Genomic DNA, 15104 nt, shown 5'->3' on the forward strand with positions numbered 1-15104 from the left:
GCTGCCTCGCTTACGGCCTGCGCTTGAGAATGTAGCTGTCCATGATCCAGCCATGCCGCTCGCGTGCCTCCTGCCGCAGGGCGACGATGCGCGGGCCGACCTCAGTGAGCGCGCCGGACATGATGATCTGGTCGGGCATGCCGAGATAGGCGCCCCACCAGATATGCAGGCCTGCCGGATCGAGCGAATGGAATGCGGTGCCGCCGTCGAGCATCACGACCACCGTGTCGACGCCCTGCGGCCAGCCGCCCTCGCGCAAGCGACGGCCAGTCGTGACGAGAAAAGGCTCGCCGATGTCGTTGAGCGGCAGCGCATGCGCCGCGCACAGCGCCTGGATCGAGGTGATGCCGGGCACGACTTCTATCATCGGCAAGGGATTGAGCCGCCGTGCAATGCGCAGCGAAGAATCGTAGAGCGAGGGATCGCCCCAGATCAGCAGCGCGACCTTGCCTTCGTCGCCAAGATGGCTCGCGATGGTCTGCGACCATGCGGCGGCGACGGCATCGTGCCAATCGTCCACACCCCTGCGGTAGTCGGCCTCGGTGGCGTCGCGCACCGGCAGGTCGAACTCGGCGATGCGTGTCTTGTCGTTGGTCAGCACGTCCGTGCAGATCGTGCGCCTGAGATCGGCGAGATCGGACTTGGCGCTTCCCTTGCGCGGAATCAGGACGAGATCGGCCGCGTTGATGGCGCGGGTCGCGGCGCGCGTGAGCTGCTCGGGATCGCCGCAACCGATGCCTATCAGGGAGAGCGTGAGCATCGGGCGTACGGGGCGGCCATGACGGCCGCCCCTTGTCTCTTAAGCCGCGTTGTGCAGGCGCGGAGTGACGAGGCCGGGTGCGGTGACACCGCGCAACGACTTCGCCAGCGCCAGCACAGCGAGATCGGCCAGCGGCTCGATCACGATGACGAGCGCGTAGGAGGCCGCGAAGGTCGCGATGTTGGCGAGGTTGCTCATGGCGAAGCCGGAGCCGTAGAGCGCCCAGAACGCCACCCAGGCGATCACGCCGGCCTGATAGGTGGTCGAGAGCGCCAGCGCCTGGCGATACCTGAGGTCGACATAGGCGGTGTTGCGCGAAATGATCCGCGTGGCGATCGCCTGGATCGCGAACAGCGGCACCAGCAGCGTGGTGACGTTCATGCCGTATTGCGGCAGGTCTGCCGGCTCGAAGAGCACGCCTTGAAGCAGCAGGCCCAATGCGAGGCCGAAAGCTGCGGGCGCAGCGCCAAACAGCAGGAACAGGGTCGAGCCGAGAATGAAGTGCACCTCGGACACGCCGACCGGGAAGTGCGGCAGGATCTCGAAGAAAGTGAAGACGAGGCCGGTGGTCGCCAGCGTTCGCGCCGCGAACGACGTGATGCCCTGCTCGCGCACGGTCTCGGCCGCGAGCTTCAAGGCAACGCCGCCTGCGGCGATGCCGGTTGCGTAACTCAACACGAGCTTGGCGCCCGTCACGACGCCGGGTTCGATATGCATGGCTCAGTTCCTTCCTGCCGTCACACCCGACGGCCTTGGCCTCAAAACATGCACGGCCGGTCTCCTGGCTCGCGGTTCACTGGGTTCTCCGGCCTTCCCGGACCTCGCGGCCCAGTGGCTGATCGGAGCCCCTCACCGCTTACAGTCGCGGGGGCGGCTGGGGTTTTGGGCGCCGCAACTGGGTCCGCCCATCCCCATTCCCGATTATGCTCCGGCGCTTTGCGCCGCGTCGAGCACCATGCCTCTCCTGTGTGCCCCTTTCGCATTGCGGGCGTCAAGGGGCGAACGGCGGCAGTGGCGGTCATGACGGATATTCCCCTGCCAGCGCGCCGAACAGGATCACGGCGGCCGTCGAAGCCGCCCCGCCCCGTGCAAGCTGCTCGGCAAGCTCGGCAATCGTGGTGCGGACCAGCCGTTCGTCAGGTCGGCCGAGGGATTCGGCGAACAGCGCCGGGGTGGATGGGGCGAGGCCATGCGCGATCAATTTTGCGGCAAGCGCTGGAAAGGTCCGCCGGCCCATATAGACCACGGTGGTCGCTTCAGGGTCGGCCAGCGCCGCCCAGTTCAGGTTGGGCGGCAGCTCGCCGGTGACATCGGCCCCGGTGACGAACTGCACCCGGCGCGAGGTGTGGCGTCGGGTCAGCGGGATTCCTGCCTGCGCTGCGGCGACGCAGGCCGAGGTCACGCCGGGAACGATCTCGTAGCCGATGCCGGCCTCGCGCAGCGTCTCGATCTCCTCCTCGAGTCGACCGAAAATACCGGCATCGCCGGACTTCAGCCGCACCACGCGTGCGCCGGTTGCGGCGTAGTCGACCAAGAGGCGATTGACGTGGTGCTGCTTGGTCGAGGGGCGCCCCGCCCGCTTCCCCACCGCAACGAGATTGGCCCCGGGCCGGGCGAGATCGAGGATCGCGCCGGACGCAAGGTCGTCATAGAGCACGACGTCGGCCTCGCGCAGCCGCGTGGCGCCCTTCACTGTGAGGAGCTCGGGATCGCCGGGACCGGCGGAGACGAAGGAAACAAAACCGCTCACCGGTCCTCCGCGATCAGATGGAAGAATGTGCCGGTGGCACGGCCGCGCTGCGAGCCGGTCTCGGCGATGACCGCGCCCGTTGCATCATGCACGACCGCCAGTGGCGTATCGGGCTGGGCAAGGATGGTCGAATAGTGGAACTCATGGCCGCGCAGGCGCGCGCCCGCCTGATGCCCCGGCATCGGCGCCGCCAGCGCGGCGAGACGATAGCCCAGATGCATGCGGCGCTTGGCAAAGCTGGTCTCCAGGCCGAGCAGGCCCGCCATCTCATGACGGACACCGTCGGCATCGGTGAGGCCTGCGCCCAGCACCATATAGCCTCCGCACTCGCCGTGCACCGGCCGCGTCTCGGCGAACGCGCGCAAGCCGCTGCGGAAGCGTGTATTGGCTGCGATCTTTCCGGCATGAAGCTCGGGATAGCCGCCCGGAAGCCAGCAGACGTCGGCGTTCGCGTCGGGCACTTCATCGGCAAGCGGCGAGAATGTCGTGATCTCGGCGCCGGCCGCACGCCAGGCTTCCAGCATATGCGGATAGACGAAGGAGAACGCGGCGTCGCGTGCCAGCGCAATGCGCTGCCCGGGCGGCGTCACGTTCAACCCATTCGTTGCAGGTTGCGGCGACCAGCTGGCAGCGAAGCGCAGCACCGCATCGAGATCGACATGTTCGGCGACGAAGCGCGCGGCCTCATCGATCAGCTTGCCGATCTCCGCCTGCTCCTCCGCCTGCACCAGGCCGAGATGCCGCTTCGGCAGGCTGATCTCGGCGTGACGCGGCAACGCGCCGAACACGGCGATGCCGGCATCGTTCAGCGCGCGCCGTACGAGGTCTTCGTGGCGCGGGCTGGCAACGCGATTGAGCACGACGCCGGCAAGGCGCACGCCCGGGCGATAGTCGCGAAGGCCCGCGGCGATCGCCGCCGCGGTCTGCGCCTGCCCCGAGGGATCGATCACCAGCACCACCGGCCAGCCCAGCATCTCCGCGATGTCGGCCGAAGCACCGGTGCCGGACACGCCGCGCGTGGCGACGCCGTCGAACAGGCCCATCGAGCCTTCGGCGAGGACAATGTCGGCGTCCGCGCCGCGGCTGACGAGATGCGCGATCGTCGCGCGGTCCATCGCCCAGCTGTCGACATTGACGGAGGCGCGTCCCGTGGCGGCCGCGTGGAACGCGGGATCGATATAATCCGGCCCGCTCTTGAAGCACTGCACCTTGAGACCATGATTGCGCCAGGCGCGCGCGAGCGCCAGCGTCAGCGTGGTCTTGCCGACGCCGGAGGCAGGTGCGGAGATGACGAGCCCTGCCGGCATCAGGAGGCCTCCGGAAAGCGCGGTTCGGCGCCCACGGGGCGATAGCGGCGGTCGTAATCGGCGGCGTAGAGGCGGCTCTCGTCGAAATCCGCCGCACCCAGCGTCCTGCCGACCAGGATCAGCGCGGTGCGCTCCATCTCGACACCCACGGCAGAATCGAGTGTTGCCAACGTTGCGCGCACGATGCGCTGATCCGGCCAGCTCGCACGCCAGACGATCGCAACCGGGCAATCCGCGCCGTAATGCGGCGTGAGCTCGGTGACGACCTGGTCGAGCAGATGGATCGAGAGATGGATCGCAAGCACCGCGCCGGTCGCGGCGAACGCGGCGAGCTTCTCGCCTTCAGGCATCGCGCTGGCGCGGCCCGGCGTGCGCGTCAGCACCACGGTCTGGGCGAGGCCGGGCAGCGTCAGCTCCGTTTCCAGCGCTGCCGCTGCAGCGGAGAACGAGGGAACGCCGGGCGTCACCGAATAGGGAATGCCGAGTGCGCGCAGGCGGCGGAGCTGCTCGCTCATCGCCGACCAGATCGAGAGGTCGCCGGAATGCAGCCGCGCGACGTCCTTGCCCTCCGCATGCGCGGCAGCGATCTCCGCGACGATTTCGTCGAGCGACAGCGGCGCGGTGTTGACGATGCGCGCGCCGGGTGGGCAATGCGCAAGGATGCCTTCGGGCACCAGCGAGCCGGCATAGAGACAGACCGGACAGGCCGCGATAAGGTCGCGGCCGCGCAAGGTGAGAAGATCGGCTGCGCCCGGCCCGGCGCCGATGAAATGCACGGTCATGGGCCGTCTCCTTCCGCGATTGCGGCAGTGGCTGTGTGGTCCTGCGAGACCGAGCGCGACGCAATCAATCTCGCGCGAGGGCCCGCCGCCGCGAGCGCCGCAGCTTCGGCAAGCGATCCCGTGCCGAACTTCTCTGCGATGAGCTTCGATTGCGTAAGCGTGTCGATGCCGGCCAGTGTCTCGGCTGGAACGGCCCTGATCGGCACACCGCACTCACGTGCGAGTTGCTTCAGCGCCTCCGCGTCGGCCTTGTCGCTGACAGTTGCCACCGCCGCGAGCCCTTCGGGGCCGCCGGCAGCCAGCAGCGCCTCGCCGAGCGAAGCCAGTGTGACATCCTTTCTGAATCCGAGCCCAGCGACCTTCATCGGACCGCACTCCACTGCACCACCGGGCGTGCCGCTTCCCAAGAGCGATAGCGGCCGAGCGGCGCAGCATGCGCGATCTCGACCTGCATCAACTCGCCGCCATGGCGCTGATGCAGCTCGCCGAGCAGCGCTTCCGTCTCCAGCGTCACCGCATGCGTAACCAGGCGTGCCCCCGGTGCCAGCCGCGACCAGATGACGTCGAACATCGCGCTATCGAGACCGCCGCCGATGAAGACGGCGTCCGGCGCGTCCAGCGCAGCGAGAGCTCCGGGCGCTTTCCCCTCAACAATGGTGATGCGATGCGCCAGTCCGAACGCAGCCGCATTCTTGCGGATATTCGCCGCGCGATCCTCGCGCGCTTCCACCGCAGTCGCCGTCCCACCACACAGCGCCCACTCCACCGAGATCGAGCCCGATCCGGCGCCGATATCCCATAGCCGCTCGCCGGGACGCGGCGCCAGCGTCGAGAGCGCCAGCGCGCGCACGGGTCGCTTGGTGATCTGGCCGTCATGGATGAAGAGATCGTCTGACAGTCCCGTGCTGCGGGGGATGCCCTGAGCTCCCTTCGCTTCAAGTGCGACTACAACCAGGTTTCCTGTGAGATCGCCGGCAAAGCCGTCGGCGCGATATTCCCTGATGCTCTCGCGCGGCCCGCCCAGCGCAGCGAGCATCCAGAAGGCCGAGACTCCCCAACCGCGCTCGCTCAACCATTTTGCAAGATCACCCGCCGCCTTCCCATCGCGCACGAGGCAGATGATGCGCGCCCCTCGCGCCAGATGCGGCACGAGGCGCTCGAAAGGCGCGGCGTGAAGCCCGAGGCAGACGGCGGATTCGAGTCGCCAGCCCAGCCGCGCGGCCGCAAGTGAGAAGGTCGACGGCGCGGAATGCGCGATCCATTCGCCAGCCTGCAGCTTCTCGGCGATGCTCGCGCCGGCGCCATGCCAGAACGGATCGCCGGAGGCGAGCACCACCGTCGGCCTGCCGCGGCAGCTCAGCACGACATCGGCATCGAACGGCACCGGCCACGAACGGCCGCGGCTCCCCACATCTGCAAGCGCGAGGTGGCGCTCACCACCGAACACGGTTTCGGCCCGCGCAAGTGCGTTTCGGCTTGCGTCCGACAGCCCGGCAAGGCCATCTTCACCGATACCGATGATTGTCAGCCAGGGATCAGCCAAGGAATTAGCCATGACGCGCGCCCTCATTCTGGGCGGAACGGCCGATGCGAGCTCGCTCGCAGCGGAGATCGCGCGCGCGCGCATCGATGCCGTCTATTCCTATGGCGGCCGCACCCGCGCGCCCGCCGACCAGCCGCTGCCGACCCGCATCGGCGGCTTCGGCGGCGTGAGCGGGCTTGCCGACTACATTCGCCGCGAAGGCATCACGCACGTGATCGACGCGACGCATCCGTTCGCTGCCGAGATGAGCCGCAATGCGGTTGCGGCGTGCGCCGAAGCCGGTACGCCGTTGATCGCGCTCGAACGTCTGCCATGGGACAGGACGCAAGGCGACAACTGGATCGAGGTCGACGACGTCAACGCGGCCGTCGCAGAGCTGCCCGAGACGCCTGCGCGCGTCTTTCTCGCCATTGGCCGCCAGCACATCGCGCCATTCGCGAGCAAGCCTCAGCACGCCTACACGCTGCGGTTCGTCGATCCGCCCGATGCGCCCCTGCCCTTCGCAGCCGACGTGATCGTGTCGCGCGGACCGTTCACGCTTGAGGGCGAGCTGGAGATGATGCGGAGCCGTGGCATCGCCTGGATCGTCGCCCGCAATTCCGGCGGCGACGGCGCGCGCGCCAAGATCGACGCAGCGCGCGTGATCGGCCTTCCCGTGGTCATGATCTCGCGACCAAAACTGCCCGAACGTCCGCGGGTCGAGAGCGTCGCCGACGTGATGCAGTGGCTCGGTCATTCTACCCGCCTCGGTGCATAGACCCAGCGGCCGACGCGGCGCGTCTGCGAATTGCCGACGATGACGAGAGTCCGCATGTCGGCCATCTCGGGCCGAGCCTCGTTCAGCGAGACGGTCTCGATCTTCTCGTCTGCGGCACTGATCGCACGCGCAAAGATCACGAGGCGCTCGCCGCAGCCGGACTCTTTCAACACCGCCAGCGCGCGGCCAAATCCCTCAGGCCGGCTCGCCGAACGGGGGTTGTACATCGCGATCGCAAAATCGCCCTCCGCCGCGAGCCGCAGACGCTTCTCGATCACCGCCCATGGCTTGAGATTATCGGAGAGGTTGATCGCGCAGAAGTCGTGTCCGAGCGGCGCGCCGGCCCGCGCGGCCGCCGCCAGCATCGCGGTGATGCCCGGCAGCACGCGGATCGGCAGTTCCCGATATTGCGGCGCCTGTTCGAGCGCTTCGAACACGGCGGACGCCATGGCGAAGACGCCGGGATCGCCTGAGGAGACGACGACGACCTGCCCGCCTTCGGCGGCCAGACGCAACGCCTCGCTCGCGCGTTGCAGCTCTTCGCGGTTGTCGGATGGATGCAGCTTGAGACCCGGTCGCGGCGGCACGCGCGAGACGTAAGGCTTGTAGCCCACAATATCCGTCGCGGTCGCGAGCGCGGCGGAAACCTCCGGCGTCACCAGCGCCTCACTGCCGGGGCCGAGGCCCGCGATTGTCAGCGTGCCCGTCATTCGGCCGCGTCCAGATGGCGGCCCTTGCCGTGCACGAGCACGATCGCAAAATAGGGACAGTCGGCCGCATCGATCTCGGCAAGCCGCACCACGCGCTCGCCCGGCATGGTGCCGCGCTCGACTAGCCAGGCATCGTCCAGCCGCCCGGCGGACGCGAGCGCCCGACGCACTTTTGCGAGATTGCGGCCGGTTTTCATGACGACCAGCGCGTCGGAATCGCGCATGCGGCGTTCGAGCTCGCTTTCGGGAAGCGTCCCCATCAGCACCGTCGTCACGTCATCGCCGAGCGCGATTGGTTGTCCCACGCCATTCCAGCAGCCGACCATGCCGGGGATGCCTGCGATCACCTCGATCTCGACGCGGCCTTGCAGACGCGTGTGCAGATGCATGAAGGAGCCGTAGAAGTAGGGATCGCCCTCACAGAGCACGATGACGTCGACCGCACGCGCCAGCCGCGCCAGGCGCTCGGCCCACTCATCGTAGAATCCGGCGAGCAGTTGCACGTATTCGGGGCTGTCGAACGCGATCTCCGTCGTCACAGGATATTCCATGGGATATTCGGTGACGTCGCTTGCGAGCATACCCTCGACGATGCGGCGCGCCTGGCCGGGCCGACCCTTCTTGCGGAAATAGGCGACGTGCTGCGCGGCGCGCACCGTGCGATCGGCGCGCACGCTCATCAGATCGGGATCGCCGGGGCCGAGACCGCAGCAGATGATGCGTCCCATGACTATTCGCTCCGGCTCGCCAGCGCGTTCACGGCAGCGACCGTGATCGCCGAGCCCCCGAGGCGGCCCTCGACCGTCAGCGCCGGCACGGGTGGATCGGCCATCAGCGCGGCCTTGGATTCGGCCGCGCCGACGAAGCCGACCGGACAGCCGATGATCACTGCCGGCCGCGGGCAGTCGCGGTCCTCCAGCATGTTGAGGAGATGAAACAGCGCGGTCGGCGCGTTGCCGATCGCAACGATCGCGCCGTCGAGGTGCGGCCGCCACAGCTCAAGGGCGGCAGCCGAGCGTGTGTTGCGCATGGACTGCGCCAACGCGGGAACAGCGGCGTCACCGAGGGTGCAGATCACGGCATTGTCGGCCGGCAGTCTCGCGCGCGTGATCCCCTCGGAGACCATGCGCGCATCGCACAGGACCGGGGCGCCCTTCTGCAGCGCTGCGCGCGCAGCACTCGCCATGCCTGACGTAAAGCGGATGTGCGCCTCGAGGCCCACCATGCCAGCGGCATGGATCATCCGCACCACGACCTGCTCCTCATCGGCTGTGAAGCGGGCAAGATCAGCTTCCGCGCGAATGGTCGCAAAGGACTGCCGGTAGATCGCCGCGCCATCGGTCTCGTAAACGTGCGGCATCAATGCCCTCCCAGCAGGATGGTGGGATTGCCGACGATGTCGTCGCGGCTCAGCCCGCGCAGGATGGGTTCATCGCGTGTCGATCCGCCGCGCACGAGATCGAAGCCGGCGCCGGTCGCGACCAGCGTGATCGCGGCCGCGCCGGAATGCGCGCAGCCCTTGGCACAGCCGGAGACGTGAAGCCGCGCCGCCGCGCCGATGTTGGGCGCGAGCGCGGCTGCCAGCGCGCGGGTGTCGGCGTGGGCCTCGCGACAGCGCGGCGCACCGCTGCAGGCAATGACGCGCAGCGCCGGATCGTAGGCCTCAGTGATGAGTCCGGCCGCGGACGGCATCGTTCGCTTGTCTTCGCTCAGGACCATCCGCCATGGCGTCATGCGCAGCGCATGTCCGCAACCGGCGAACTGGTTGAGCGTCGCATGCGGCATCTGCCCGAAGGCGATGCCGACCAGCGCGCCCTGCGGATAGAGGCCGGGACGCGCCGCGGCCATCACCGGCGCAGGTTCAGCCTCGCCGCGCAACGCGTCAGACAATTCCGCACCGGCTGCGAGATGCGCGGCCATGCGCCCTCGCCCGCCCCTGGCACCGCCTGATGTCACGAACCAGCTTGCGAGCGCGAGCGCGGTGGTCACGGCCTCACCGCGCGCCACGGAACGGCCGAGCTTGGCGCCATCGGCCCGCACCAGCAGTCCACCGGCGCGATCGCGCTCGATCCGCACATCAGCGGAATCGCCGGCGAGCATACGCGAGCTGCCGTCATCGACGGCGAAGCCGAATTTGCTCGGGAGCGCGAGTGTGCTGTTCTCGAGCGCCTCCTCGAGCTCGGCGGCGAGCGCCTGGGTCTCGTCACCGGCGCGCCAGAACGGCGTCACCAGGATGTTGCGCCGGGATTCGGTGTCGGCGTCCGGGTCGAGCAGCGCCAGCTGCGCGAGCCCGTCGAGCAGCAGCCGGTGGCTGCTGTCGCTGACGCCCCTGATCTGGAGATTGGCGCGGCTGGTGACGTCGATCAGGCCGTTGCCATGGCGTTCGGCCAGATGCGCAAGTCCAGACACCTGCGCCGCATCGAGCCGCCCTCCGAACGGCCGCACGCGGACGACGAGGCCGTCGCCTGATTGCATCGGTCGCAGCGCACCGGGGCACCAGCCCTTGACCATAACCGCGCTCATGAGGCCTCCCTCAGCGCGGCCGCGATCGAGTTGCGGCGGGTCCGCCAGAGCGAGGCTTCATGCAGACGGGTGAAGCAGGTCTCCATCGCGGCAAGCGCCGCCGGATTTTCGCGGGCCATGAAGGCGCTGACGTCCTCGTTGCCCAGCGTCGCGTCGTAGTACAGATCGAACAGATGCGGCGGCACGGCGCCCGCCAGATGGGCGAAGGCCGCCATGTGCTCGAGCGTCGCGGTGATCTCGGCGGCGCCGCGAAAACCATGGCGCATCATGCCGGCGATCCAGGCCGGATTGGCCGCGCGCGCGCGGACCACGCGCGAGATTTCCTCCGTCAACGTGCGCGCGTGCGGCTGGTCGGGGCGCGTTGCGTCGAGGTGATAGAGCGAGGGCGTGGTTCCGCCGAGATGCGCGGCCGCTGCCGCGACGCCGGCTTCATGCGCGGCATAATCCGCGGCGAGCAGCAGATCGGTTTCAGGCAAGTCCTGGACGTGGACGAAGGCGTCGGCAGAGGCGAGCCGCTGTTCGATGCCGGCACGATCGGCCCTGATCTCGCCATCGGCGGAGAACGCCCAGGATGACGCCGACAGCCAGGCCTCGCCGGCCGCTTCGCGCGTCTCCAGCGTGAAGGCATCCGGGATCGCCGACAGGCCGACGCCGTATTGTCCGGGACGCGGCGCGAACACGCGGGAGGTGCGCTGGCGATACGGATTCTCCTCGCCCTCGTCGTCGCGCGACGCGAGCGCCTCGGATGCGGCCTCGAACAATTGCGCAAGACCGGAGAAGACGTCACGGAACAGACCTGACACGCGCAGCGTGACATCAATCCGGGGGCGGCCGAGCTCGCCCGGCGCGATGATGTCATAACCCGTGACACGGCCGGAGGCATGATCCCAGCGCGGCGCGAGGCCGGCCAGATGCAGCGCCATGGCAAATTCCTCGCCGGCGGTGCGCATGGTCGCCGAGCCCCAGAGATCGACGACGAGGCCCTTCGGCCAGTCGCCGTGATCCTGCAGATGACGCCGCAGCAGCTCTTCGGCGAGTTTTATCCCCTGCGCATGCGCCGACGGTGTCGGCACCGCGCGCGGATCGACGGCGAAGAGATTGCGCCCGGTCGGCAAGACGTCCTGCCGGCCGCGATAGGGCGAGCCCGATGGCCCCGGCGCGACGCGTTGTCCTGCAAGCGCAGCACGCAGGGCGTCGCGCTCCGCATCAGCACAGGCGCCGCGGCCGAACACGTGCAGGCCGTCGCCGAACTGACTCTCCTTGAGATCGCAGACGAAGCGGTCGATGCGCGGGATCGCTTCGGCCGGTGCGGCAGAGGCATCGAGGCCGAGATCGTCCTCGAGGCCCGCCGCGCGCGCCTCGTCGCGGATTGCCGCGATCAATCGCTGGCGACGGGCGGGATCGAGACCATCGGCGGTCGAATATTCGTCGAGGAGGCGCTCGAGGCGGCGCAGGCCTTCCGGCACCGCGGATGCTGCGAGCGGCGGCGGCAGGTGACCGATCGTGACGGCCCCCAGGCGCCGCTTGGCCTGTGCGGCCTCGCCGGGATCGTTGACGATGAAGGGATAGATGACGGGGAGATCGCCGATCAAGGCTTCCGGCCAGCAGCCCGATGACAGCGCGACGGATTTTCCGGGCAGCCATTCCAGCGTACCATGCGCCCCCATGTGCACGACGGCATCGCAGCTCTGTTGCCGAAGCCACAGATAGAACGCGACATAGGCATGGCGCGGCGTGCGGGCGAGATCGTGATAGTCGGCATCGCGCGTTGCCGCATCGCCGCGCTCCGGCTGGACCGCGATGATCGAGTTGCCGCAAGTGATGGCCGCGAAATGAAACGCGCCTTCGCGGCAGCTTGGATCAGTCTCCGGCGCGCCCCAGGCTTGCGCGAGATCGTCCTGCAGCGATTGCGGCAGGCGCGATAACGCTGCGCGGTACTCCGCAACGCTCCAGGTCAATTGCTGCTTGAGCAGCGTCTCGCCGAGTGCATGAACCGGCGCGACATTGAATCCGGCCTCCGCGAGATCTGACACCAATGCCTCAACTGACGCCAGTGCATCGAGACCAACCGCATGTGCGATCTGGTGCGGACGGCCCGGATAGTTCGAGAGGACGATCGCCACGCGCTTCTGGCCGGCCGGTTTCACCGCCAGCTGCCACCAGGCCGCGACACGCGCGGCGACGGCCGTTGCGCGCTCCTGGTCGGGCCTGTGCGCCAGATGCGAGAACTGCAAATCGGGATCGCGCTCCGCAGCCGACTTGAAGCTCACCACGCCCGCGAAAACGCGGCCATCGACCTCGGGCAGCACCACATGCATCGCGAGATCGCCGGGCGAAAGGCCGCGCAGCGATTCCGCCCAGTCCTCGCGCCGCGCCGTGGAGAGCGCGACCTGGAACACCGGGCAGGATGCGGCCTCGAATGGCGTGGTGCCGTCGTCGCCAACCGCGGAAAACGCCGTCGCATTGACGATCGCGGCCGCCGGATTTTGCGCGAGATGCGCGCGCAGCCAATCGGCAACGCCCGCGGCCTTCAGCGAGGTGACGAACACGCCATGCGCGTCAATACCCTTGTCGCGCAACGCCGCGATGAGCGCATCGACAGGGCCGGTATCGGCAGCGGTGAGATAGGAGCGATAGAACGTCACCAGCGCGCGCGGCTTTCCCTCCGCCGCGACCGGCGCCGGGATGACACCGCGCGCAGGATCGTAGAAGCCCATCTCGGGCACCGTCATCTCGCCGACGACCGGGCCCGCATAAAGCCCCGACGCGAGCGCGAGCTGCGCGATCGCCGCTTGCGCCGCGACCGGGCCGCCGGTGTCGCAGAGCACCTTGAGCCGGCGCAGCGTGGACACCGGCAAGGTCGAATACGCATCGAGCCGCGTGTCGTCGCGACCGTCGGCCGGCAGCACGGCCAGCACGATGTTGCGATCCTTCGCAAGTTGCTGCAGCGCTGCGAGCCCGTACTGCCAGTAGGACTCGCCGCCGATCAGGCGCACCAGGATTCCGCGCGCCTGCGACAGCGTGCGCTCGATATAGGTGTCGACCGAGAGTGGATGTCGTAGTTCCGCGAGATTGGCGAGCCGCAGCGACGGCAGGCTGTCGCGGCCACGCCGCCAGCCGGCCGCGAACGCGGCAAGATCGGAATCCGAGTACGAGAGCACCACGAGATCGGCCGGGTCCTGGCCGATGTCTCTTGGCGTCGCGGTCTCCTCCAGACCGCGGCTCTCGCGGAAGACGACGTGCATCAGATGCCGAGTCCTGACCTGATCGCGGCCTCGTCGATGTCGCCATGCTCGCCGATCACGACGAGCTTGGACTGCCTGAGACCCGCGCCCCAGGGCTTGTCGAACTGGTGGCGCACGCGCTCGCCCACCGCCTGCAGCAGCAGGCGCATCGGCTTGCCGGCGACGGCGATGTAGCCTTTGGCGCGCAGCACATTCTGCTCGCGCGCCAAGCGCTGCACCGATGCGACCAGCGCTTCGATATCGGCAACCTCAGGAAGATCGATCACGACGGATGCGAAATCATCATGCTCGTGCTCCTCCTCGCCATCATGATGCGATGGACGCGCGGCGAGATCGTTCTCGGCGGCAGCGCCCAGACCGAGGATGACGCGCGCATCGATCGCACCGTCCGTGACGGGCAACATCGGCACGCGGCGCGGCATCTCGGCAGTGATCGCGGCCTTGGCGGCTTCAATTCCGGCGCTGCCGGCCAGATCGGCCTTGGTCAGCAGCACGATGTCGGCGCAGGCGATCTGGTCCTCGAACACTTCCGACAGCGGCGTCTCGTGATCGAGATTCTCGTCTGCTGCGCGCTGCGCCTCGACCGCATCCGGATCGGGCGCGAAGCGGCCGGCGGCAACGGCTTCGGCATCAGCCAGCGCAATCACGCCATCGACCGTGATGCGCGAGCGGATTTCAGGCCAGTCGAACGCCTTCAGCAGCGGCTTGGGCAGCGCCAGGCCCGACGTCTCGATCAGGATGTGATCGGGCCGTACGGGACGCGCCAGCAATTGCTCCATGGTCGGGATGAAATCGTCGGCGACGGTGCAGCAGATGCAGCCATTGGCGAGCTCGACGATGTTCTCCTCGGGGCAATTGGCGTCGGCGCAGGATTTCAGGATCTCGCCGTCGACACCCTCGCTGCCGAACTCGTTGACGAGCACCGCGAGCTTCTTGCCGTTGGCATTGCTGAGCAGATGCTGGATCAGCGTTGTCTTGCCGGAGCCGAGGAAGCCCGTGACCACCGTGACAGGGACTTTTGCGAGCGAGTTCATTCGGCGGCCTCCGGCAACACGGCAATGGGGGGAATGCGGGCAAGCGACTGCTTGCGGAAGATCTCGGGGCGGCTGCGCCAGGGCACGAGGCCGTCGGGCGCGGCCGCATAGGCCGCGGCGCCCGCGACGACGTCCTGCGCATTCGCATCCGACAGGCGCCCATAGACATAGGACCAGCGGCCGGGAGCGCTGAGCGCGACCGAGCAGCCCTGGCTGCAGGCCGACAGGCATTCGACGGGAACCACATTGACGCCCTCGGGCACGCCCGCTTCGAGGATCGCGCCATGCAGGCGCTTGCCGGGTGTCGTCTCGCCCTCGCCAAGCGTCTGGCCGGCGCGGCAGGTGATGCAGACGTGAAGTGTGACGGTCATCGCCTCTTCCAGATAAACAGCGGGAAGCGAAGAGGCGCACGGACCATTCTCCTGAAGGCCCGCTTCCCCGTCGCGGAACACCCCGTCCGCCGGTCCAAAACTCGTCCGCGCTGGCAGGTCTCCCGGCTTGCGGAGCAGGGTTTTGCCCTTCGATCCCCGCCTTCCCGATTCCGGTGGGAATCAGTGGCTTCGGGCATCTCTCCGGTCACGGTCGCGGGGGCGGCTGCATTTTGGACCCAAATCTTGCCGATTCGGACCCTATCGCATTCCCTCTTCGCCTGTCATAGGACAGGAACCAACGCCGGGCCACCATTTGCCCCCG

The 15104-nt window shown here is 68.2% G+C and carries 15 protein-coding genes and 2 riboswitches; of the genes, 1 reads left to right on the top strand and 14 read right to left on the bottom strand.

Annotation, left to right across the window (positions count from 1 at the left end; genetic code table 11):
• Window positions 1-10 precede the first annotated feature (10 nt).
• From cobF to cbiT, 7 genes are all read right to left on the bottom strand, one after another.
• Window positions 11-760 carry a precorrin-6A synthase (deacetylating) gene (cobF, locus tag N2603_RS29445; protein WP_260384884.1) on the bottom strand — a complete coding sequence of 250 codons (750 nt, stop codon included), beginning with the start codon at window positions 758-760 and terminating at the stop codon, window positions 11-13.
• A 39-nt stretch (window positions 761-799) separates the two neighbouring features.
• Window positions 800-1477, bottom strand: a complete 678-nt coding sequence (locus tag N2603_RS29450) for an energy-coupling factor ABC transporter permease (protein ID WP_260384885.1) — start codon at window positions 1475-1477, stop codon at window positions 800-802.
• A 37-nt stretch (window positions 1478-1514) separates the two neighbouring features.
• A riboswitch (cobalamin riboswitch) is annotated at window positions 1515-1733 on the bottom strand.
• 45 nt (window positions 1734-1778) lie between these two features.
• Window positions 1779-2510, bottom strand: coding sequence for a uroporphyrinogen-III C-methyltransferase (cobA, locus tag N2603_RS29455; RefSeq protein ID WP_260384886.1), 732 nt, complete (start codon window positions 2508-2510; stop codon window positions 1779-1781).
• Window positions 2507-3817 (bottom strand): cobyrinic acid a,c-diamide synthase CobB, encoded by a 1311-nt coding sequence (locus tag N2603_RS29460; protein WP_260384887.1) that lies wholly within the window; start codon window positions 3815-3817, stop codon window positions 2507-2509. The genes cobA and N2603_RS29460 overlap by 4 nt, the downstream gene beginning before the upstream one ends.
• Window positions 3817-4599 (bottom strand): precorrin-4 C(11)-methyltransferase, encoded by a 783-nt coding sequence (cobM, locus tag N2603_RS29465; protein ID WP_260384888.1) that lies wholly within the window; start codon window positions 4597-4599, stop codon window positions 3817-3819. The genes N2603_RS29460 and cobM overlap by 1 nt, the downstream gene beginning before the upstream one ends.
• Complete coding sequence (locus N2603_RS29470; protein ID WP_260384889.1) at window positions 4596-4964, bottom strand: cobalamin biosynthesis protein; 369 nt, start codon at window positions 4962-4964, stop codon at window positions 4596-4598. Before N2603_RS29470 ends, cobM begins: the two co-directional genes overlap by 4 nt.
• Window positions 4961-6142, bottom strand: a complete 1182-nt coding sequence (cbiT, locus tag N2603_RS29475) for a precorrin-6Y C5,15-methyltransferase (decarboxylating) subunit CbiT (RefSeq protein WP_260424291.1) — start codon at window positions 6140-6142, stop codon at window positions 4961-4963. The genes N2603_RS29470 and cbiT overlap by 4 nt, the downstream gene beginning before the upstream one ends.
• 10 nt (window positions 6143-6152) lie before the next feature.
• On the opposite strand from cbiT, the gene N2603_RS29480 reads away from it, so the two are divergent.
• Window positions 6153-6899, top strand: a complete 747-nt coding sequence (locus tag N2603_RS29480) for a cobalt-precorrin-6A reductase (protein WP_260384890.1) — start codon at window positions 6153-6155, stop codon at window positions 6897-6899.
• Here N2603_RS29480 and cobJ read toward each other — a convergent pair.
• From cobJ to N2603_RS29515, 7 genes are read right to left on the bottom strand one after another with little or no spacing between them, the layout of a single operon-like run.
• The gene (gene cobJ / locus N2603_RS29485) at window positions 6875-7609 is read right to left on the bottom strand and encodes a precorrin-3B C(17)-methyltransferase (protein ID WP_260384891.1); all 735 of its coding nucleotides are present in this window, start codon (window positions 7607-7609) and stop codon (window positions 6875-6877) included. The two genes, N2603_RS29480 and cobJ, sit on opposite strands and share 25 nt — an antisense overlap.
• Window positions 7606-8337, bottom strand: a complete 732-nt coding sequence (locus N2603_RS29490) for a precorrin-2 C(20)-methyltransferase (RefSeq protein WP_260384892.1) — start codon at window positions 8335-8337, stop codon at window positions 7606-7608. The genes cobJ and N2603_RS29490 overlap by 4 nt, the downstream gene beginning before the upstream one ends.
• 2 nt (window positions 8338-8339) lie before the next feature.
• The gene (locus N2603_RS29495) at window positions 8340-8969 is read right to left on the bottom strand and encodes a precorrin-8X methylmutase (protein WP_260384893.1); all 630 of its coding nucleotides are present in this window, start codon (window positions 8967-8969) and stop codon (window positions 8340-8342) included.
• Window positions 8969-10132, bottom strand: a complete 1164-nt coding sequence (cobG, locus tag N2603_RS29500) for a precorrin-3B synthase (RefSeq protein WP_260384894.1) — start codon at window positions 10130-10132, stop codon at window positions 8969-8971. Before cobG ends, N2603_RS29495 begins: the two co-directional genes overlap by 1 nt.
• Window positions 10129-13377 (bottom strand): cobaltochelatase subunit CobN, encoded by a 3249-nt coding sequence (gene cobN / locus N2603_RS29505; RefSeq protein ID WP_260384895.1) that lies wholly within the window; start codon window positions 13375-13377, stop codon window positions 10129-10131. The genes cobG and cobN overlap by 4 nt, the downstream gene beginning before the upstream one ends.
• Window positions 13377-14411, bottom strand: coding sequence for a cobalamin biosynthesis protein CobW (gene cobW / locus N2603_RS29510; protein ID WP_260384896.1), 1035 nt, complete (start codon window positions 14409-14411; stop codon window positions 13377-13379). Before cobW ends, cobN begins: the two co-directional genes overlap by 1 nt.
• Window positions 14408-14782: a DUF1636 family protein gene (locus N2603_RS29515; protein WP_027558954.1), complete on the bottom strand. Its 375-nt coding sequence runs from the start codon at window positions 14780-14782 to the stop codon at window positions 14408-14410. Before N2603_RS29515 ends, cobW begins: the two co-directional genes overlap by 4 nt.
• A 95-nt stretch (window positions 14783-14877) precedes the next feature.
• Window positions 14878-15097, bottom strand: a riboswitch (cobalamin riboswitch).
• Between the last annotated feature and the right edge of the window lie 7 nt (window positions 15098-15104).

It is taken from the genome of Bradyrhizobium huanghuaihaiense (assembly GCF_025200885.1).
In the GTDB taxonomy this organism is placed as follows: domain Bacteria; phylum Pseudomonadota; class Alphaproteobacteria; order Rhizobiales; family Xanthobacteraceae; genus Bradyrhizobium; species Bradyrhizobium huanghuaihaiense.